This window comes from Agromyces flavus, assembly GCF_900104685.1.
Classification (GTDB): domain Bacteria; phylum Actinomycetota; class Actinomycetes; order Actinomycetales; family Microbacteriaceae; genus Agromyces; species Agromyces flavus.
On sequence record NZ_LT629755.1, the window covers coordinates 369,953 to 389,513 of the forward strand.

Below are 19,561 nucleotides of genomic sequence, written 5' to 3' on the forward strand. Positions count from 1 at the left end.
TCCGCGTGCGTCTCGTCGGGTTCCCGCGCGCTTGCACTCACCGCGGCAGAGTGCCAGAATCGACTTAGCACTCACCTGATTTGAGTGCTAACCCCTTGGAATCTTGAACGTCCGGAAGGGACGAGAGACACACATGGCAAAGATCATTGCTTTCGATGAGGAGGCCCGTCGCGGCCTCGAGCGTGGCCTGAACACGCTCGCCGACGCGGTCAAGGTGACCCTCGGCCCGCGCGGCCGCAACGTCGTCCTCGAGAAGAAGTGGGGCGCCCCCACGATCACGAACGACGGCGTGTCGATCGCCAAGGAGATCGAGCTCGACGACCCGTACGAGAAGATCGGCGCCGAGCTGGTCAAGGAGGTCGCGAAGAAGACCGACGACGTCGCGGGTGACGGCACCACGACCTCGGTCGTGCTCGCGCAGGCGCTCGTCCGCGAGGGCCTCCGCAACGTCGCCGCCGGCGCCGACCCCATCTCCCTCAAGCGCGGCATCGAGAAGGCCGTCACGGCCGTCTCCGAGGAGCTCCTCGCCGCCGCCAAGGAGGTCGAGACGAAGGACGAGATCGCTGCGACCGCCTCGATCTCGGCCGCTGACCAGCAGATCGGCGAGATCATCGCCGAGGCCATCGACAAGGTCGGCAAGGAGGGCGTCGTCACCGTCGAGGAGTCGAACACCTTCGGCACCGAGCTCGAGCTGACCGAGGGCATGCGCTTCGACAAGGGCTACCTGTCGGCGTACTTCGTCACCGACCCGGAGCGCCAGGAGGCGGTGTTCGAGGACCCGTACATCCTCATCGCCAACCAGAAGATCTCGAACATCAAGGACCTGCTCCCGATCGTCGACAAGGTGATCCAGTCGGGCAAGCAGCTCCTGATCATCGCCGAGGACGTCGACGGCGAGGCCCTGGCCACGCTCGTCGTGAACAAGATCCGCGGCATCTTCAAGTCGGTCGCCGTCAAGGCGCCGGGCTTCGGCGACCGCCGCAAGGCCCAGCTCCAGGACATCGCGATCCTCACGGGCGGCCAGGTCATCTCCGAGGAGGTCGGTCTCAAGCTCGAGAACGCCACCCTCGACCTGCTCGGCCAGGCCCGCAAGGTCGTCATCACCAAGGACGAGACCACCATCGTCGAGGGCGCGGGCGACCCCGACCAGATCGCGGGCCGCGTCGCCCAGATCCGCTCCGAGATCGAGAACACCGACTCCGACTACGACCGCGAGAAGCTCCAGGAGCGCCTCGCCAAGCTCGCCGGCGGCGTGGCCGTCATCAAGGCGGGCGCGGCCACCGAGGTCGAGCTCAAGGAGCGCAAGCACCGCATCGAGGACGCCGTCCGCAACGCGAAGGCCGCCGTCGAGGAGGGCATCGTCGCCGGTGGTGGCGTCGCGCTCATCCAGGCCGGCAAGGTCGCGTTCGAGAAGCTCGGCCTCTCGGGCGACGAGGCGACCGGTGCGAACATCGTCAAGGTCGCGATCGAGGCGCCGCTCAAGCAGATCGCCCTCAACGCCGGCCTCGAGCCGGGCGTCGTGGCCAACAAGGTCTCCGAGCTGCCCGCGGGCCACGGCCTCAACGCCGCGACCGGCGAGTACGGCGACCTGCTCGCGCAGGGCATCATCGACCCGGCGAAGGTGACGCGCTCGGCGCTGCAGAACGCCGCGTCGATCGCCGGCCTCTTCCTCACGACCGAGGCCGTCGTCGCCGACAAGCCCGAGAAGGCCGCTGCGCCCGCAGCCGCCGACATGGGCGGAGGTATGGACTTCTAGTCCATACCGCGGTCCGTACCGCACCACGCGAAGGGCGTCTCCTCCGGGAGGCGCCCTTCGTCGTGTCGCGGCCGCTACAGTGGAGCCACGCCAGCCCGGCGGCAGGAGGGGATGCCGATGTCCCAGGGCTCCGACGCGACCACCGCGTTCGAAGACGAGCTGCGCGCCTGCCTCCACGTCGAGCGGTGGGTCCGGGATGTCGCGCGCGGCGCGCCGTACGACACCGTCGACGACCTGCTCGCCGCGGCAGACGCCGCCGCGACCCCGCTGTCTCCGGCTGAGATCGACGAGGCGCTGGCGGCCCACCCGCGGATCGGGGAACGCGCCGCCGGCGACGGTGCCGCCGAGCGGTTCTCGCGGTCGGAGCAGGCTGCGGCGGCCGACGCCGACGATGCGCGGCTCGCCGCCGCCATCGCTCAGGGCAATCGCGACTACGAGGCGCGCTTCGGCCGGATCTTCCTGATCCGCGCCGCGGGGCGGACGCGCGCCGAGATCCTCGAAGAGCTGCACCGGCGGCTCGGCCTCGACGACGGCGCCGAACTCGCGGTCGTGGGCGAGCAGCTCCGAGAGATCGCTCTGCTGCGGCTCAGGTCGCTGCACGCCGACGCAGCCGCGCCCATCGGGACGCCGTCGTGACGACGCGCAGCCACGTCACCAGTCACGTGCTCGACGCCACGCTGGGTCGGCCGGCACAGGGCCTCTCGATCCGGCTCGACGCCCTCCACGATGGAACCTGGTCGACGCTCGCGGAGGCGAGCACCGACGCCGACGGTCGGGTCGCCGACCTCGGACCCGCGCAGCTGGGCGCGGGCGTCTACCGGGTCGTGTTCGACACCGCCGCCTACTTCGGCGATCGACCCTCGTTCTACCCCGAGGTGTCGGTCGCGTTCGAGGTGGCCGACACCACGGAGCACTACCACATTCCACTGCTGCTGAGCCCGTTCGCGTACTCGACCTATCGCGGCAGCTGAGCATCGAGGCGCGAGGAGCGGCGATGGCGATCATCCTGGGCGACAACCGGTACGGCAAGGCCGAGAACCGCATCGTGCGCATCTTCCGGGACGAGTCGCGGCACGAGATCCGCGACCTCAACGTCTCGACGGCGCTGCGAGGCGACTTCGCGGCAGCGCACCTCGTGGGAGACCAGTCCAACGTGCTGCCGACCGACACCCAGAAGCAGACGGCGTACGCCTTCGCCAAGCAGAAGCCCCTCGGAACGATCGAGTCGTACGGGCTCGACCTCGCACGCCATTTCGTCGACGACGTGCCCCCGGTCACGGGCGCGCGCGTGGAGATCGAGGAGTACGCGTGGGAGCGCGTGCGGGTCGGCGGCGTCGAGGCCGACCACACCTGGGTGCGGCGGGGCCAGGAGGTGCGCACCGCGTCGATCACGGTCGAGGGCTCAGGCGATGACCGCCGGACGTGGGTGACGGGCGGACTCAAGGACCTCGTCATCCTGAAGTCGACCGGATCGGAGTTCCACGGCTTCCTCGTCGACCGGTACACCGTGCTGCAGCCCACGACCGACCGGATCATGGCGACCTCGCTCGTCGCCAAGTGGCGATTCGCGCATGCCGAGGTGGACTGGGACGCCGCGTACGCCGGGATCCGCCGGATACTCGTCGAGCAGTACGCCACCGTGCAGTCGCTCGCCCTGCAGCAGACGCTCTACGAGATGGGCCGCGCCGTGCTCGAGGCGTACGACGAGGTGGTCGAGGTGCGTCTGTCGGCGCCGAACAAGCACCACTTCCTCTACGACCTGTCACCGTTCGGCATCGAGAATCCGGGCGAGGTGTTCCACGCCGACGATCGCCCGTACGGGCTGATCCAGGCCAGCGTGCTGCGCGACGACGCGCCGGACCCCGGACCGGCTTGGGACGCCTACACGGGACTGGTCTGAGACCGCCTAGCGCAGGAACAGGCGCGCATTGGCCTGCTCGGCCTCGGCGTAGTGCGCGCCGGCGGCGCCGAGCGCCTGGCTCAGGCCCGACAGGCTCTCCTCGACGTGCTGCTGCGTCATCCGCCAGTCGTCGACTGCGGCCTGAAAGGCGGTGGACGCCTGACCGGTCCATGATCCCTGCAGTCCGCCGAGTTGCGCGAGCAGCGAGCCCACCTCGGAGCGGATCCGCCCGATGGTGCCCTGCACGCTCTGGGTGGCCATCTGCACCTGTTCGCTGTCGACCTGGTATCGCGTCATCGTGTTCCCTTCGCTCGGTGTACGTCGGCAACGCTAGGCCGGGGGAGTCGGCGGGCGGGTGCGGGGCGCGACATCCGTCGTGCCGTCTTCGCGGCGGGCCGCTGTGGAGGAGCGGTCCGGAACGGGCGTTCGGCGGCCTGCCCGGATCAGGCCGGCACGACGGGCTGCGGCGCCGCCGCGGAGCCCGCCAGCGGCAGGGCCACTCGGAACGTCGCGCCGCCGCCGGGCGTCTCGACCACGTCGACGTGGCCGTTGTGGGCGGCGACGATCGACGAGACGATCGCGAGTCCGAGGCCCGAGCCGCCGGTCTCGCGCGTGCGCGAGGTGTCCGCGCGCCAGAAGCGCTGGAAGATCTTCTCCCTGATCTGGGCGGGCACGCCCTCGCCGTGGTCGACGATCTCGAGCATGGCTCGCTCGGCGACGTCGTCGATCGACACGCGGATCTCGATCGGGCTGTCCTCGGGCGTGAAGCGCATCGCGTTGCCCATGAGGTTGGTGATCACCTGCCGGATCTTGTTCTCCTCGGCGAGCACCACGGCGCGCCGCACGGGCACCGTCGGCGGGTCTCCCGGCAGCGGGCCGGTCATCGCCGCGTCGTCGCCGCCGCCGACACCCGCGTTCGCATTCGCCGAGCGGCCGATCGCGGCGGCGGCGCGCGCCTCGGCGCGAGCCGCTCGCGTGCCGTTTGACGAGCCTCGCCCGCCGCGTCGTGCACGCGGTGTCGCGCCGCCCGCGACCGCGGCGTCGACGGCCGCGGGCGTCCGGCGACCCCGGAGTCGCGCCAGCGTGGCTCCGGCGAGCGCGATGGGCCCGGCCGTGCTGCGCGCCGGCGCCGCGTCGAGGTCGACCTCGACGTCGACGGGGACGACCTCGATCGAGTCGGTCCGCAGGTCCTCGGGCGCGATGACCGTCACCGTGCGGCCGGGGTTGGCCGCCATGGCGTCGAGCGCCGCGTCGCGGGCGAGCGGCACGAGGTCGACCTCGGCGAGGTCGAGGGGCTTCGCCTCATCGAGGCGCGCGAGCGCGAGCAGGTCCTCGACGAGGCCGCCCATCCGGATGGCCTCCTTCTCGATCCGGTCCATGGCCTGCGCCACGTCATCGGGGGACTGCAGGGCGCCCATGCGGTAGAGCTCGGCGTAGCCGCGCACCGAGACGAGCGGCGTGCGGAGCTCGTGCGAGGCATCCCCGACGAACCGGCGCATCTGGTCGATCGTGCGCGCGCGGTCGCGGAAGGCGCGGTCGATGCGGTTGAGCATCGTGTTGAGCGAGCGATTGAGGCGCCCGACCTCGGTGTTCGGCGTGGCGCCGCCGAGCCGCTGGCTGAAGTCGCCGTCGGCGATCGCCGCGGCCGTGCGCTCCACCTCGCGCAGCGGCATGAACGTCGAGGTGACCAGCATGCGCGTGAGCAGCGCGCCCACGAGGACGACGCCCAGGCCGAAGCCGAGGAAGATCGTCAGGTACGCCGCGAGGAGCCGCTCGGTGTCCTGCGACGAGATCGCGAGGATGATGGGCGCGAGACGGCCGCGCTCATCGGCCTCCATGAGTGCGTAGACGCCGCGGAAGGTGGGCTCCCCGTTGGCGTCCGACAGCGAGAACACGCGGTAGTCGCCGCCGTTGTTCTGCCGGACGACGTCGGCCTGCGTGAGGTGCTCGGGCAGGTTCGGGTAGGTGGACCGATCGCGATTCGCCCAGTTGTGGCCGCGGAAGTCGCCCGTCTCGGGGTCGTACACCGCCACGAAGACGTCGTCGGAGGAGCTGAAGTCCAGGCCGCTGAGGTTGGCGTCGTCGTCGGGCTCGGCGCCGTCCTGCGTGAAGTACTTGTAGTAGTCGCCCGATGCGATCGCGCTGAGCTTCGATTCGAGTTGGCTCTCGACGTAGCTGCGCAGCATGGCCGCCGTGCCGATGCCGGACACGAGCAGGCCCAGCGTCAGCATGAGCACGGTGACGCCCGTGATCTTGGTCCGGAGCGAGATCCGGTTCCAGCGGTCGGCGAGGGTCTGGTGCATGGCGGGCCGAGTCTACGCAGGCACCCTGTACCGGGCCTGTGCTACGACTTCGACGACTTGAGCATGTAGCCGAAGCCGCGCTTGGTCTGGATGAGCGGCTCGGAGGAGTGCTGGTCGAGCTTGCGCCGGAGGTACGAGATGTAGCTCTCGACGATGCCGGCGTCGCCGTTGAAGTCGTACTCCCACACGTGGTCGAGGATCTGCGCCTTCGACAGCACGCGGTTGGGGTTGAGCATGAGGTAGCGCAGCAGCTTGAACTCGGTGGGCGAGAGCTCGACGGGCACGTCGCCGACGAGCACCTCGTGCGTGTCCTGGTCCATCGTCAGCTCGCCCGTGCGGATGACGGCGTCCTCTTCGGCGTGCATCGTGCGGCGCAGGATGGCGCGGATTCGCGCCACGATCTCGTCGAGGCTGAAGGGCTTGGTGACGTAGTCGTCGCCGCCCACCGTCAGTCCCGTGATCTTGTCCTCGGTGTCGTCCTTCGCGGTGAGGAAGAGGATCGGCGCGGTGTAGCCCGCCGAGCGGAGGCGCTTGGTGACGCCGAAGCCGTTCATGTCGGGCAGCATCACGTCGAGGATGATGAGATCGGGTTCCTCCTCGAGCACCGCCGAGATGGTCTGGGCGCCATTGGCGACGGCGCGCACCGCGAAGCCCGCGAACCGCAAGCTGGTGGTGAGCAGGTCGCGGATGTTGGGCTCGTCGTCGACGATCAGGATGCGGGGTCCGTCGCTCATACCCACGATTCTGCTGCGCGTTGGCTGGAACCGGGCTGGGAATTCGTTGGGCCGGCGGGTCAGGCCCCCGCGATGCGGATGCAGCAGCGCCCCGCTCCGGGGTCCAGGTGCACGCGCGCGGGGTCGTCGCCGACGCCCGCCGCCATGCCGCAGACGAGCGAGTGGTTGAGCGCGCAGACGACGTCCTGGTGCTCCTGCGCGAGCACGTGGAACGGGCAGACCCCCAGCACGACGTCGTCGCCCTCGGCGGTCGGCTCCATTCCCGCGCGCTCGAGCGCGTCGTCGAGATCGGCGGATGCCTCGGCCAGGCGTGCTCCCTCGCTGGCGGCGGCGGCCCGGAGTGCGGTCACGACCGCGTCGCGGGCCGGACGGGAGTCGGCGGTCGCGATGGCCTCGGCCATGATGCGGCCGGCGAGCTCGTATCGGCGCCGGGGCAGCTCGACGGAGAGATCGCCTGCCGCACGCCGGTAGAGCTTCGCCGGGCGGCCCTGACCCGGACCGGTGCGTGCGCCCAACCGCCGGGCCTCGACGTCGAGGAGGCCCTCGCCGGCCAGGCGCGTGAGGTGGAACGCGGCCGTGCTGCGAGGCACCTCGAGTGCGGCCGCCACGGCGTCGCGGCCGAGCGGCTCGGGGCTGCGAACCACGAGGTCGTAGACGCGTCGGCGAAGCGGGTCGGCCAGTGCGGAGATCGCGCTGACGCGCCGTTCGAAGTCGCCTGCACTGGACGTCATCGGACACCCGCTCTCTAAAATCAATAACCCTTGACAAAAGAGTGGCACACGCCTAGCGTCGGGCACAAGGGAAGGGGGCGTGCGATGACCTCGATCGAGCTCGTCGAGCCGGGTGCCGAGCGGCCGCGGCTCCACGCCGTCGAGGTCGCCGGCGGGTCCGAGACCGACCGTCCGCGGCCCGTCGACCGCGACCGCGCGGCGGCCGCCGTCGCCGACCTGCTCGAGGCGCTCGGTCGCGACATCCGCTCGCCGCATCTGGCCGACACGCCGCGCCGGGTCGCCGACGCGTTCGCCGAGATGCTCACGCCACGCCCGTTCGCCCCCACCAGCTTCGCCAACGACGAGGGCTACGACGACCTCGTCGTGGTCGCCGGCATCCCGTTCGACTCGCTGTGCGAGCACCACCTTCTGCCGTTCAGCGGAGTCGCGCACGTGGGCTACGTTCCCGGCGATCGGCTGGTCGGGCTGTCGAAGCTCGCCCGCGTCGTCGAGCACTTCGCGCGCGACCTCCAGGTGCAGGAACGGCTCACCCGCCAGGTGGTCGGCTGGCTCGACGACGAGCTCGACCCGCGCGGCGTCGGAGTCGTGATCGAGGCCGAGCACCTGTGCATGTCGCTGCGCGGCGTGCAGGCGCGCGGCACGCGGACGGTGACCAGCGCCTACAGCGGAGTGGTCCACGACGATGCGCGCACTCGCGCCGAGTTCCTCGCGCGCTGTCGCGCGGGCGGCGCGGCCTGAGGTCGCGCCCGATCGGGAAGGGGTGGTTGCGATGACGCAGACGGCGCGATCGCTGGTCATCATCGGTGGCGGACTCGCCGGGGCGCGGGCGGCCGAGGGGGTGCGCGAGGCCGGGTACGAAGGCCCGCTGGTGCTCGTAGGCGCCGAGGCGGTGCCGCCGTACATCCGTCCGCCGCTGTCCAAGGAGTTCCTGGCGGGCACGGACGACCGCGACGCGATCGACGTGCATCCGCGCGAGTGGTACGACGAGCATCGCGTGGAGCTGCGACTCGGCCGGCGCGCGGAGCGGCTCGATCCCCGGTCCCACCGGATCACGCTCGACGACGGGACCGGATTGCCGTACGAACGCGCGCTGCTCGCGACCGGCGCCGCGCCGAGACCGTTCGGTGGTCCGGGAGGCGACCTGGACGGCGTGCGCCTGCTGCGCACCGTCGACGATTCGATCGCACTCCGCGAGGCGCTCGAGCCGGGCGGTCGGCGCGTCGCGATCATCGGGGCCGGATGGATCGGGCTCGAGGTCGCCGCAGCGGCACGCGGCTACGGGAACGACGTGACGGTCATCGGGCTCGAGGCGGTCCCGCTCAACGGCGCGATCGGCGACGACGCCGGCGAGGTCTTCGCGGCGCTGCACCGCGAGCACGGCGTCGACCTCCGCATGTCGACGAGCGTCGCCCGCATCGTCGGCGAGGAGGGGCGGGCGACGGGCATCGAGCTCGAGGGCGGCGACGTCGTCGCCGCCGACCTCGTGGTGGTCGGCATCGGCGCGATCCCGCGGACCGAGCTCGCCGAGGCCGCCGGCCTCGACGTCGGCCGGGGCGTCGTGGCCGATGCCGCGTTCCGCACGAGCGACCCCGACGTGCTCGCGGTCGGCGACGTCGCGAGCGTCTTCCTGCCCTTCCTCGGCACCCATCTCCGCACCGAGCATTGGGCCAACGCCGAGCACGCGGGCAAGGCCGCCGGGCGCTCGCTCGCGGGGGAGGCCGTCGAGTACGACGACATCCCGTACTTCTACACCGACCAGTACGATCTCGGCATGGAGTACTCCGGCTACGGACCGCTCGCGTCCGGTGTGGCGCCGATCTTCCGGGGCGACCGCGAGGGGCGGAAGTTCGTGGCGTTCTGGCTTCGCGACGAACGGGTCGTGGCCGGCATGAACGTGAACGTCTGGAAGGTGAACGACACGGTCCAGCAGCTGATCCGCTCGCGGGCCGTCGTGGATCCGGCGGCCCTCGCCGACCCCGCGGTACCGCTCGAGGCGCTCGCCGGCGTCGCCGGATGAGCTCCGCCCCACCACCGCGCGCGCCGCGCCGCATCGGGCCGCGCACGTTCGACTTCTCGCGTCAGGTCGCCGTGATGGCCATCGTCAACCGCACGCCCGACTCGTTCTACGACCGGGGCGAGACCTTCGCACTCGACGCGGCCGTCGAGGCGGCGCACGCCGCGATCGAGGCCGGTGCCGACTGGATCGACATCGGCGGCGCGAAGTTCGCGCCCGGCCCGCCGATCCCCGTCGACGTTGAGGCCGACCGCGTGGTCCCCGTGGTCGCCGCGCTCGCCGGATCCGGCGCGGTCGTGTCGGTCGACACGTTCCACCCCGAGGTCGCGCGGATGGCGATCCGGGCCGGCGCCCACGTGATCAACGACACCACCGGCATCCACGATCCCGCCATGGCCGATGTCGTGGCGGCGAGCGACGCGACGCTCGTCGTGACGCACAGCCTGGCCGAGCCGCGCACGGCCTTCCCGAACCCCGCGTACGGCGACGTGGTCGCCGAGGTCGCGGGCTTCCTGCGCGAGCGACTCGATGTCGCCCGCGCCCACGGCGTGCCCGACGAGCGACTCGTGATCGACCCCGGGCACGATCTCAACAAGAACACGCGGCACTCGCTCGAGCTCACCCGCCGGCTCGACGAGATCGCGGCGGTGGGTCCGCCGCTGCTCGTGGCGCTCTCGAACAAAGACTTCATCGGCGAGAGCCTCGGTCGTCGCGACCGCCGTGACCGCGTCGCGGGCTCGCTCGCGGCCGCCGTGTACTGCATCGGCAAGGGCGCGCGGATCCTGCGCGTGCACAACGTGCGCGAGACCGTCGACGCCGTCCGCATGGTCGAGGCGATCGAGGGATGGCGCGAGCCCGAGTTCCTCGAGCACAACATGCCGCCGGGGGGCGACGCATGAGCGCGCCGTTCGACGCCGACCGCATGCACGCCGCGTACGCCGTCGACGTGGTCGACGCCGGCGGCAGGGCGGATGCCGCGTTCTGTCGCGTCAACATGGTCTCGAGCCTCGACGGCGCGGCGACGCTCCGCGGGCGCAGCGGCACGCTCGGCGACGCGCAGGACCAACGGCTCATGTCGGTGCTGCGCTCGCACGCCGACGTCGTGCTCGTCGGGTCCGGCACGGTGTCCGCCGAGGGATACGGCGGAGCGGCCGTCCACGAGGCGGATGCCGCGTGGCGGGCGTCGCGCGGCCGGGACGCGCAGCCCCGGTTCGCGGTGGTGTCCTCGCGGCTCGAGCTCGAGCCGCGCCATCCGTTCTTCGCCGAGGCCGTGCGCCGGCCGCTCGTCGTGACGAGCGCCCGGGCGCCTCGCGGGCGACTCGAGGCGCTCGCCGAGGTCGCCGACGTCGTCGTGGCGGGCGCCGAGCGCGTCGACCTGCGCGTCGCGCTGGCCGAGCTCGCCGGGCGCGGGTTGCGCTCGGTGCTCTCCGAGGGCGGCCCCGGCCTGTTCGGTGCGCTCGCCGAGGCCGACCTCGTCGACGAGGTGTGCGTGACGCTGAGCCCCGTGCTCGTCGCGGGCGGAGCGTCGCGCATCGCGACCTCGTCACGCGAGGTGGAGCACCGCCTGCGCCTCGTCCACGCCATCCAGGGCGAGCGGATGCTGTTCCTGCGCTACGCGCGAGCGTGACCGCGTTCCCCGTGCGCCGCAACCACGCTGCTCAGGCCGCCAGGGCGTGCGCGTCGAGGATCGTGTACGAGTACCCCTGCTCGGCGAGGAACCGCTGGCGGTTCTGCGCGAAGTCCTGGTCGACCGTGTCGCGCGCGACGAGCGTGTAGAAATTCGCCGATAGCCCGGACTCCTTCGGCCGCAGCAGCCGGCCGAGGCGCTGCGCCTCCTCCTGCCGCGATCCGAACGAGCCCGACACCTGGATGGCGACGGTGGCCTCGGGCAGGTCGACCGAGAAGTTCGCGACCTTCGACACCACCAGCACGGGCGTCCGCCCGTCGCGGAACTCCTGGTAGAGCCGCTCGCGCTCATCGACCGGCGTGGAGCCGGTGAGCTGCGGCGCGCCGAGCGCGTCGGCGAGCTCGTCGATCTGGTCGAGGTACTGGCCGATCACGAGGATCCGCTCGCCCGCGTGCCGGGCGACGAGCTGCCGGACGACGTCGAGCTTGGCGGGAGCGGTGGCGGCGAGCCGGTAGCGCTCGTCGTCGGCGGATGCCGCGTAGGCGAGCCGTTCGGACTGCGGCAGGTCGATGCGCACCTCGTAGCAGGCCGCGGGGGAGATGAAGCCCTGCGCCTCGATCTCCTTCCACGGCGCGTCGAACCGCTTGGGTCCGATGAGGGAGAACACGTCGCCCTCGCGGCCGTCCTCGCGCACGAGCGTGGCCGTGAGGCCGAGTCGACGCCGCGCCTGCAGCTCTGCGGTGAGCTTGAACACCGGGGCCGGCAGCAGGTGCACCTCGTCGTAGACCACGAGGCCCCAGTCGAGCGCGTCGAGCAGCGCGAGGTGCGCGTACTCGCCCTTCCGCTTTGCCGTGAGGATCTGGTACGTCGCGATGGTGACGGGCTTGATCTCCTTCGACTGGCCGGAGTACTCGCCGATCTCCTCGGCGGTGAGGCTCGTGCGCTTGAGCAGCTCGTCGCGCCACTGCCGCGCCGAGACGGTGTTCGTGACGAGGATCAGCGTCGTCGTCTTCGCGGTGGCCATCGCGCCCGCGCCGACGAGGGTCTTGCCGGCGCCGCAGGGGAGCACCACGACGCCGGATCCGCCGTCGAAGAAGTTGTCGACGGCCTTCTGCTGGTAGTCGCGCAGGTGCCATCCGTTCTCCTGCAGGTCGATCTCGTGCGGCGTGCCCGGCGTGTACCCGGCCAGGTCCTCGGCGGGCCATCCGAGCTTGACGAGCTCCTGCTTGAGCTGCCCGCGAGCCCACGCCTCGACGAGGAAGCTGGACTCGTCGAGGCGTTCGGTGAGCAGCGGCGAGATGCGCTTCGCGCCGGCGACCTCGGTCAGCACCGCCATGTCGTCGCTGCGCAGCCGGAGCGCGCCGTCGTCGGTGCGGTCGACCACGAGTCGGCCGTACCGTGCCACGGTCTCGCGCATGTCGACGGCGACGGTCTGCGGCACGGGGAACTTGGCGTACTGCTCGAGCGTGCCGAGCATGTCCTCGGCCGTGTGGCCGGCCGCCCGCGCGTTCCACAGGCCGAGCCGCGTGATGCGGTAGGTGTGGATGTGCTCGGGCGCGCGTTCGAGCTCGGCGAAGATGGCGAGGTCGTGCCGCGCATCCTCGGCGAGCGGGTGCGCGACCTCGAGGAGCACCGTTCGGTCGCTCTGGACGATCAGGGGGCCGTCTGACATAGCGGACCAGTCTAGGCCCGCTTCCTCCGAGGTCGCCCGATGCCCCGGGCCCGCGCGTCGGCGGGTCAGCTTCCGGCGGGCGCGGGCGAGACCGCCGCGATGGCCGAGATCGGCAGTGTGCGCTCGATGTCTGCCTTGCGATCGCGGGCGCGCAGGCGGCCGTTGGCCACGCTCGCGGGCGCGAGCAGGTAGTCGGCGGTGTCGCCGCCGGGCATGCGCACGGTGACGGTCAGCGTCTCCTTCGCGCGGGCCGCGGCCTCGAGCTGGCGCGCCAGCCAGGCCAACTCGGTGCCGCCGTCGGCGTCGGACGCGTCGAGGCGGTCGAGCATGGCCTCGATCGGGTCGACTCGAGGCGCTGCGGCGGGCACGTGCGCGACGTGCTGCCGGCGCAGTCGGATGATGCGACCCTCCGCATCTTCGGCGGCGACCGGGTAGCGGGCATCGCTCAGGCCCCAGAACACCACGTCGGGCGGGAAGCGCGAGAGCAGGCGGTGCGGACCGGCCTGCCGGAGGCCGAGCGAGGAGAGGCTCTGGTCGACCGCGAGCGTGCCGATGAGCTGGTCGTCGTCGCTGCGGACCGAGGACCTCGCCGGGGCGTCGGAGGGATCGGCCGCACTCACGCGGACGCTGCCGAACCGGGCGGCCGACTCGGCGAGGAGGTACTCGAGCGGCTGCGGGATGCCGGTCAGCGAGATCGTGGCGAGGAACGAACGGATCGACTCCGCCGACTCGCCCGCTGCGAGGGCGCGGTTCACGGATGACGCGGTCACGCGGTAGCTCGACGCGAGGTCGCGCCCCTCGACCTCGGCGAACTGGCGCAGGCGCGCGTCGAGCGCCGGTTCGAGCGGCCCCGGCGAGACGATCGTGAGGTCGTGCTGCACGTAGACCTTGTCGACCTGCGGCGGGAAGTGGCGGGCAAGGCGCTCCGCGGCGCCGGCCACGTCGCCGGCCAGGACGAGCGCTGTCGCCTCGACCGGTTCGCCGCCGACCGCGAGGCCGAGTGCCTCGGCGTCCTCGAGCAGCCGGTCGAGCCCGTCGCGCAGCCACGCGCCGCCGCCCGGGTAGTACCACGCCACGTCGTCGCGGATCGAGTTGGAGCTGATCGCATCGCTGCGACGCACGACGAGATCGCGGAGCGCCGGCGGGATGCGCTCGCGCCAGGCGTCCGCGAGACGCGTCCACCGGGCCTCCGTGCCCTGCAGCACCCACTGGGCGCCGGCATCGGACTCGAGCCAGACAGGCCCCTCCCGGACGACGAGCCCGGCCTCCACGGCGCGCCGCACGAGCCGGGGCAGTTCGGTGAGCTCGACGCCCGTGGCCTCGGCGAGCCGCTTGGCGTCGGGCAGCGCGAGCCCGCCCTTCGCCAGCTCGCGGGCCGGCTGCGCGGCGAAGCCGGCGAGCAGCTCGGCGGTCGCCGCGACGGTGGCGTACGCCGCCTCGGACGCGCGGCGCTCGAGGAGGCCGCGGTCGGCGTGCTCGAGGGCGACCGCGACGGGCGGGGCCGGGGCGGCGAGGGCCTCGGGATCGGGCAGGTCGACGCCGAGACGTGCGGAGAGGCGGGCATGCACCTCGGCGGGCACGTGCACGCGGGCGCCGTCGCGGACGACGAGGAAGCGGCCGTCGAGCCGGATCAGGGCGTCGGACGCGGAGGCCACGACGGGCTCGGCGGCGCCCAGCCGGGCGAGCTCGGCCCCGATGGCGTCGGCCTGGGTCCAGCCGACGTCGTCGGCGATCGCATGCGCCGCGGCGAGCGTGGCGAGCGTGGGCCGTTCGAGTCGGTCGATCGCGTGGTCGAGCGACTCGGGCGCGGTCAGCGCCTCGGCGAGGTCGAAGAGGTCGCGGACGCCCGAGTGGTCGAACTCGCGGGTCGACAGTGCGGCGGCGAGCCTCTCGCGCGGAACTGCGCGGAGCCTCGCGGCGAGCACCAGCATGGCCGTCAGGCGGAGCCCTGCCGGGACTCCCGCGTGCGTCGCACGCCGTTGACGATGAGCAGGACGATGAGGAGGACGAAGCCGATCGGCAGGCCGATCAGCGGCAGCACGAGGATGACCGGCCAGATGCCCTGGCTGAACCCGTCGTTCGCGCCGACGCCCGCGAACGTGGCGATCATGACCGCCAGGAACGAGAGGATCGAGAGCCCCACGGTGGCCGCGACCATGTAGGCGAGGACCCGCTCGGTGCGATGGTCGGTGACCGGAGGTTGGCTGCTCACTCGTCCAGAATAGCCAGCGGGCCGTCCGCGCGGGTGCCGGACCATAGACTTGACGGGACGTCGCCCGCGCATCCCGGCGACGCCGACGACGAGAGCGGGAGTTCCAACGATGCCCACCGGCAAGGTCAAGTTCTACGACGAGGAGAAGGGGTTCGGCTTCATCAGCAGTGATGACGGCCAGGAGGTCTTCCTCCACGCCTCCGCGCTTCCCGCCGGCGCGACCGTGCGCGCGGGCACCCGCTTGGAGTTCGGTGTCGCCGAGGGCAAGCGAGGCGCTCAGGCGCTCTCGGTGCGCGTGCTCGACGCGCCGCCGAGCATGCAGCGCCTGCACCGCAAGCCCGCCGACGACATGGCGATCATCGTGGAAGACCTCGTGAAGGTGCTCGACGGCATCGGCGCCAACCTCAAGCGCGGCCGGTACCCCGACAACGCGCACAGCCGCAAGATCGCCGCGCTGCTGCGCAAGGTGGCGGACGAGCTGGATGCCTGAGTCCGAGGAACCGCTCGAGTCCGCGACGCCGCCGCCGCCGCCGCCGCCGCCCGCCGACGAGGTGCTCCTCGGCGCGGTCGCGCTCGCGCAGCGCGCCCTGCTCGAGGTGACCGCGCCCGAGACGGTCGGCTCGGTGATCGGCCACGTCGTCGACGGCGAGCACGTGCTCTCGCTGCACTTCGCTTCCGATCTCGCCGGGTATCCCGGATGGCACTGGAGCGTGACGCTCGCACGCGTGGAGGGCGAGGAGCCGACCGTCCTCGAGACCGAGCTGCTCCCGGGCGGCCAGGCACTGCTGGCGCCCGAGTGGGTGCCGTGGTCCGAGCGGCTCGCCGAGTATCGGGCCGCCCAGGCCGCAGCGGCGGCCGAGGCGGCCGAGTCCGGCGAGGAGCCCGAGTCCGACGATGCGGAGCTCGAGGCGGGCGATGGGTTCGGCGAGGAGGCAGAGGTCGACGACGACGCCGAGGATGCCGCCGAGGAGTTCGGCGACGACGATTCCGACGGCGACGACGTGTTCGACGGGATCGACATCGACGCCCTCGACGACGTCTCGGAGGACGAGGACGACGAGGATGAGGACGGCTCCGACGAGGACGACTCCGACGGAGACGACTCGGACGAGGACGACTCCGACGGGGACGACTCGGACGACGACGACTCGGACGACGACGACGTCTGATCGCGCTCGGGGCTAGATCTTCGGATTCCGGTATCGCCGGCGCCGGAGCTGCACCACGACGAGGCCGATCAGCCCGAGCAGGACCCCGATCGCGGCCGCGGTCGTGAACCAGCCGAATCCGGCGGCGTCGAGGGGCCCCCTCAGGCCGATCGACACGATCAGCGCGACGATCCAGGCCGCGGTGCCGACCAGCAGCGCCTTGCGCGCATCGGTGCGGGCGGGCGCCGGGTCGGGGCGCCGCTCGGACTCGGAGAGCCACAGCCGCATGGCCGTCACCCTACCGGGACTGCGCGAGCACCCAGTCGAGCGACGCGGTGAGCGCCCGGACGTCGTCGGGCTCGATCGCGGTGAACGTCGCGACACGGAGCTGGTTGCGTCCGAGCTTGCGGTACGGATCGGTGTCGACGATGCCGTTGGCCCGGAGCGTGCGCGCGAGGCCCGCGGCATCCGTCGTCTCGGCGAAGTCGATCGTGACCACCACCTGCGACCGATGCGCGGGGTCGGCGACGAACGGCGTGGCGACCTCGCTGGCCTCGGCCCAGTCGTACAGGACGGCGGACGACTCGCGCGTGCGCGCGTCGGCCCATGACAGTCCGCCCGAGGCGTTCATCCACTCGAGCTGGCTCTCGAGCAGGAGCAGCGTCGCCAGCGCCGGCGTGTTGAGCGTCTGGTCGAGCCGCGAGTTGTCGACCGCGTTCTTGAGCGAGAGGAACTCGGGGATGTAGCGCCCGGACGCCGCGACGCGCTCGACGCGTTCGATGGCCGCCGGCGACATGATCGCGAACCAGATGCCGCCGTCGGAGGCGAAGTTCTTCTGCGGCGCGAAGTAGAGCACGTCGAACTCGGCCGGGTCGGCGAGGATGCCGCCCGCCGCGCTCGTCGCGTCGATGAGGGTGAGCGCCCCCTCGTCGCCGTGCACGCGGCGCACCGGGGCCTGGACGCCCGTGGACGTCTCGTTCTGTGGCCAGCCGTAGACGTCGACGCCCTCGACGGGTTCGGCGTCGGTGCGCGTGCCCGGCTCGGCCTTCCGCACGTCGGGGGACTCGAGCCACGGCGCCGAGGCGGCCTTGGCGAACTTCGCGCCGAACTCGCCGAACGAGGCCAGCTGCGCGCGGCGCTCGATGAGGCCGAAGGCCGCGGCATCCCAGAACGCGGTCGAGCCGCCGTTGCCGAGCACGACCTCGTATCCGTCGGGCAGGTCGTAGAGGTCGGCGATGCCACGGCGGACCCGGCCGACGAGCTCCTTGACGGGCGCCTGCCGATGCGACGTGCCGAGGATGCTCGGGCCGACCTCCGCGAGGTGCGCGACCTGCTCGGGCCGTACCTTCGACGGGCCGCATCCGAACCGTCCGTCGGCGGGCAGGAGCGACGAGGGGATGACGAGCTCAGGCATGCGTCCGATCCTACGACTCGCCCCGTTCGCCATGGCGGCGGATGACGCGACGGCGACCCGTCGCCGCGTCGAGCGGCGGGGTCCGGTCGCCCGGGTGAGGGATCGGCGGGGGACAGTAGAGTTGTCCGGTGGGCGCGCGCGGCGGCCGAGGAGGAGCGACTTGACGGACCTGATCGACACCACCGAGATGTACCTGCGCACGATCCTCGACCTCGAGGAGGAGGGCATCGTGCCCCTGCGCGCCCGCATCTCGGAGCGGATCGGGCACTCCGGCCCGACGGTGTCGCAGACCGTCGCCCGCATGGAGCGGGACGGACTGGTCGTGGTCTCGGGCGACCGCCACCTCGAGCTGACGCCCGCGGGGCGCAGCAAGGCCGTGCACGTCATGCGCAAGCACCGTCTGGCCGAGCGACTGCTCGCCGACGTGATCGGGCTCGATTGGGAGTACGTGCACGATGAGGCCTGCCGCTGGGAGCACGTGATGAGCGAGCAGGTCGAGCGTCGGCTCGTCGAGATCCTCGGGAACCCCACCCATTCGCCCTACGGCAACCCCATCCCCGGCCTCGACGAACTCGGCGTCGCGCCGGCCGCGCCCTTCATGCAGGGCGTCCGCAACGTGCTCATCGCGCTCGACGACGGCGACGGAGCGGCGAGCGGTGCCATCCGCCGGCTGGCCGAGCCCGCACAGTTCGATCCCGAGCTGCTGGCGCAGTTCAAGGACGCCGGCCTGGTCCCGGGTGCGGTCGCCTCGTTCCGCCGCGACGGACGCTCGGTGCGGGTCGAGGTCGAGGGTCGCGCCGACACCCTCGAGCTCCCCGCAGAGATCGCCGGTCACCTGTTCATCGGCGACTGATTCCGCCGCTCCGTGATCGAAATGTGACAATCGGCGGAGTTTCGCCTATTGTCGTTCGAGTCCGCCGGCGACAAGCCATCCGGCGGAACAGGGTCGAGACGCCTCCGGCGCCCACCGCTCGGCCCCGATACCCGTGACGCGCCCGAGGGTGCAACCGGTGGGACGACGCTCAGGCGTCGTGGGGCGGAGGACACGTTTTGGCTCGATTCCCCCGGCGCCGTTCCGGCGCACCGATCGCCCCCAAGCCCACTACCCGAACCGCACTCGTCCGACGCGAGTCGCCTGCCGCGCCGTCGACGGCCGCGACGACGACCGCAGCCGCGCCGCCGCGCCGCACGGACTCGCTGGCTCGCCGACTTCGCCGCGGCGGCACCAAGAACGTCATGGTGATGGCGGTCGCCGCCGGACTCGTCGGCACGCTCGCCATCCCGGCCTACGCGTTCGCGCCCGGCACCGACGGCGTCCAGTTCGGCGCGACCGCGCAGACCCGCCTCACCCAGGCCCAGGCGCAGGACGTCGAGGTCACCGAGGACGTCATCGCGGCCCCCGTCTCCGAGGACGCCTATGCGGCGACGACGGCCGCCGAGATCGAGGCCGCGCGGGCCGCGGCCGAGGCCGAGGCCGCTCGCCAGGCCGCCGCGGCCGCCATGACGTCCTACGCGGCATCCGCCGCCGAGTACTCCGCGCCGGCCGCCGTCTACGGGTCCGCCGACCCGGCGAGCGTGTTCGCCGTCGCCCAGCAGTACCTCGGCGTGCCCTACGTCTACGGCGGCGCGACCCCCGCCGGCTTCGACTGCTCTGGCCTCGTCATGTACGTGTACGCGCAGTTCGGCATCGACCTGCCGCACTCGTCGAGCGCGCAGGGCGCCGCGGGCACCCAGATCTCGATCGACCAGGCCGTGCCCGGCGACCTCGTGGTCATGTCCGGTCACATCGGCTTCTATGCGGGCAACGGGCAGATCCTGCACGCCCCGTACGAGGGAACCGTGGTCCGGACCCAGCCGATCTGGACGAGCGACTACTGGATCGTGCGCATCTGACGCGTGAACACCGCGTGAAGCGTGTCCTGAATGGCGCGCCGGGGGAACCCGGCGCGCCATTCGTGTCGTACCCTTGACTCCTGACGATCCGAATACCGGGTAGGGGAAGTCCGATGGTCGGTCCGCGCAGCAGCACCCATTCCGCGGGTGCGCGCGC

At 72.0% G+C, this 19,561-nt stretch carries 21 protein-coding genes; 12 read left to right on the forward strand and 9 right to left on the reverse strand.

Annotated features, from left to right (window positions below; all coding sequences use genetic code 11):
- Positions 1-133: 133 nt before the first annotated feature.
- From groL to pucL, 4 genes are all read left to right on the forward strand, one after another.
- Complete coding sequence (groL, locus tag BLT99_RS01830; protein ID WP_092668782.1) at positions 134-1,756, forward strand: chaperonin GroEL; 1,623 nt, start codon at positions 134-136, stop codon at positions 1,754-1,756.
- A gap of 117 nt (positions 1,757-1,873) precedes the next feature.
- Positions 1,874-2,392 (forward strand): 2-oxo-4-hydroxy-4-carboxy-5-ureidoimidazoline decarboxylase, encoded by a 519-nt coding sequence (gene uraD / locus BLT99_RS01835; RefSeq protein WP_229724788.1) that lies wholly within the window; start codon positions 1,874-1,876, stop codon positions 2,390-2,392.
- On the forward strand, positions 2,389-2,727 hold the full coding sequence (gene uraH / locus BLT99_RS01840) for a hydroxyisourate hydrolase (RefSeq protein WP_092668786.1): 339 nt from the start codon (positions 2,389-2,391) through the stop codon (positions 2,725-2,727). Before uraD ends, uraH begins: the two co-directional genes overlap by 4 nt.
- A gap of 23 nt (positions 2,728-2,750) precedes the next feature.
- Positions 2,751-3,656, forward strand: a complete 906-nt coding sequence (gene pucL, locus BLT99_RS01845) for a factor-independent urate hydroxylase (protein ID WP_092668788.1) — start codon at positions 2,751-2,753, stop codon at positions 3,654-3,656.
- Positions 3,657-3,662: 6 nt separating this feature from the next.
- On the opposite strand, the gene BLT99_RS01850 is transcribed toward pucL, so the two are convergent.
- The 4 genes from BLT99_RS01850 to BLT99_RS01865 form a co-directional block, all read right to left on the reverse strand.
- Positions 3,663-3,953, reverse strand: a complete 291-nt coding sequence (locus tag BLT99_RS01850; RefSeq protein WP_092668790.1) for a WXG100 family type VII secretion target — start codon at positions 3,951-3,953, stop codon at positions 3,663-3,665.
- 146 nt (positions 3,954-4,099) lie between these two features.
- Entirely contained in the window at positions 4,100-5,959 is a 1,860-nt protein-coding gene (locus BLT99_RS01855; protein ID WP_092668792.1) for a sensor histidine kinase, read from the reverse strand.
- A 41-nt stretch (positions 5,960-6,000) separates the two neighbouring features.
- The gene (locus tag BLT99_RS01860) at positions 6,001-6,693 is read right to left on the reverse strand and encodes a response regulator transcription factor (protein ID WP_092668794.1); all 693 of its coding nucleotides are present in this window, start codon (positions 6,691-6,693) and stop codon (positions 6,001-6,003) included.
- Between the two features lie 59 nt (positions 6,694-6,752).
- A complete protein-coding gene (locus BLT99_RS01865) occupies positions 6,753-7,424 on the reverse strand; it encodes a helix-turn-helix transcriptional regulator (protein ID WP_092668796.1) in 672 nt (223 codons plus the stop codon).
- A gap of 84 nt (positions 7,425-7,508) precedes the next feature.
- On the opposite strand from BLT99_RS01865, the gene folE reads away from it, so the two are divergent.
- The 4 genes from folE to BLT99_RS01885 are packed head-to-tail and all read left to right on the forward strand — an operon-like array spanning position 7,509 to position 11,065.
- On the forward strand, positions 7,509-8,162 hold the full coding sequence (gene folE, locus BLT99_RS01870) for a GTP cyclohydrolase I FolE (RefSeq protein WP_092668798.1): 654 nt from the start codon (positions 7,509-7,511) through the stop codon (positions 8,160-8,162).
- A 31-nt stretch (positions 8,163-8,193) separates the two neighbouring features.
- Positions 8,194-9,441 carry an NAD(P)/FAD-dependent oxidoreductase gene (locus tag BLT99_RS01875; protein ID WP_092668800.1) on the forward strand — a complete coding sequence of 416 codons (1,248 nt, stop codon included), beginning with the start codon at positions 8,194-8,196 and terminating at the stop codon, positions 9,439-9,441.
- The gene (gene folP, locus BLT99_RS01880; RefSeq protein ID WP_092668802.1) at positions 9,438-10,337 is read left to right on the forward strand and encodes a dihydropteroate synthase; all 900 of its coding nucleotides are present in this window, start codon (positions 9,438-9,440) and stop codon (positions 10,335-10,337) included. The genes BLT99_RS01875 and folP overlap by 4 nt, the downstream gene beginning before the upstream one ends.
- Positions 10,334-11,065 carry a pyrimidine reductase family protein gene (locus BLT99_RS01885; RefSeq protein ID WP_157674907.1) on the forward strand — a complete coding sequence of 244 codons (732 nt, stop codon included), beginning with the start codon at positions 10,334-10,336 and terminating at the stop codon, positions 11,063-11,065. The genes folP and BLT99_RS01885 overlap by 4 nt, the downstream gene beginning before the upstream one ends.
- Before the next feature lie 31 nt (positions 11,066-11,096).
- Here BLT99_RS01885 and BLT99_RS01890 read toward each other — a convergent pair whose 3' ends face one another.
- From BLT99_RS01890 to BLT99_RS01900, 3 genes are all read right to left on the reverse strand, one after another.
- Positions 11,097-12,737 carry a DNA repair helicase XPB gene (locus BLT99_RS01890; RefSeq protein ID WP_092668806.1) on the reverse strand — a complete coding sequence of 547 codons (1,641 nt, stop codon included), beginning with the start codon at positions 12,735-12,737 and terminating at the stop codon, positions 11,097-11,099.
- Positions 12,738-12,802: 65 nt separating this feature from the next.
- On the reverse strand, positions 12,803-14,668 hold the full coding sequence (locus BLT99_RS01895; protein ID WP_092668808.1) for a helicase-associated domain-containing protein: 1,866 nt from the start codon (positions 14,666-14,668) through the stop codon (positions 12,803-12,805).
- A gap of 5 nt (positions 14,669-14,673) precedes the next feature.
- Positions 14,674-14,949 (reverse strand): hypothetical protein, encoded by a 276-nt coding sequence (locus BLT99_RS01900; protein ID WP_229724787.1) that lies wholly within the window; start codon positions 14,947-14,949, stop codon positions 14,674-14,676.
- 109 nt (positions 14,950-15,058) lie between these two features.
- Between BLT99_RS01900 and BLT99_RS01905 the strand changes: the two genes are divergently transcribed.
- Together BLT99_RS01905 and BLT99_RS01910 are read left to right on the forward strand one after the other, a co-directional pair.
- Positions 15,059-15,439, forward strand: a complete 381-nt coding sequence (locus BLT99_RS01905) for a cold-shock protein (protein WP_092668810.1) — start codon at positions 15,059-15,061, stop codon at positions 15,437-15,439.
- Entirely contained in the window at positions 15,432-16,118 is a 687-nt protein-coding gene (locus tag BLT99_RS01910) for a DUF3027 domain-containing protein (RefSeq protein WP_092668812.1), read from the forward strand. Before BLT99_RS01905 ends, BLT99_RS01910 begins: the two co-directional genes overlap by 8 nt.
- Positions 16,119-16,130: 12 nt before the next feature.
- On the opposite strand, the gene BLT99_RS01915 is transcribed toward BLT99_RS01910, so the two are convergent.
- Positions 16,131-16,385, reverse strand: coding sequence for a DUF2530 domain-containing protein (locus BLT99_RS01915; RefSeq protein ID WP_092668814.1), 255 nt, complete (start codon positions 16,383-16,385; stop codon positions 16,131-16,133).
- A gap of 10 nt (positions 16,386-16,395) precedes the next feature.
- The gene (gene serC / locus BLT99_RS01920) at positions 16,396-17,511 is read right to left on the reverse strand and encodes a phosphoserine transaminase (protein WP_092668816.1); all 1,116 of its coding nucleotides are present in this window, start codon (positions 17,509-17,511) and stop codon (positions 16,396-16,398) included.
- A gap of 160 nt (positions 17,512-17,671) precedes the next feature.
- On the opposite strand from serC, the gene BLT99_RS01925 reads away from it, so the two are divergent.
- A complete protein-coding gene (locus BLT99_RS01925; RefSeq protein WP_092668818.1) occupies positions 17,672-18,364 on the forward strand; it encodes a metal-dependent transcriptional regulator in 693 nt (230 codons plus the stop codon).
- 383 nt (positions 18,365-18,747) lie between these two features.
- Positions 18,748-19,404 carry a C40 family peptidase gene (locus BLT99_RS01930; RefSeq protein WP_092668820.1) on the forward strand — a complete coding sequence of 219 codons (657 nt, stop codon included), beginning with the start codon at positions 18,748-18,750 and terminating at the stop codon, positions 19,402-19,404.
- Positions 19,405-19,561 lie beyond the last annotated feature (157 nt).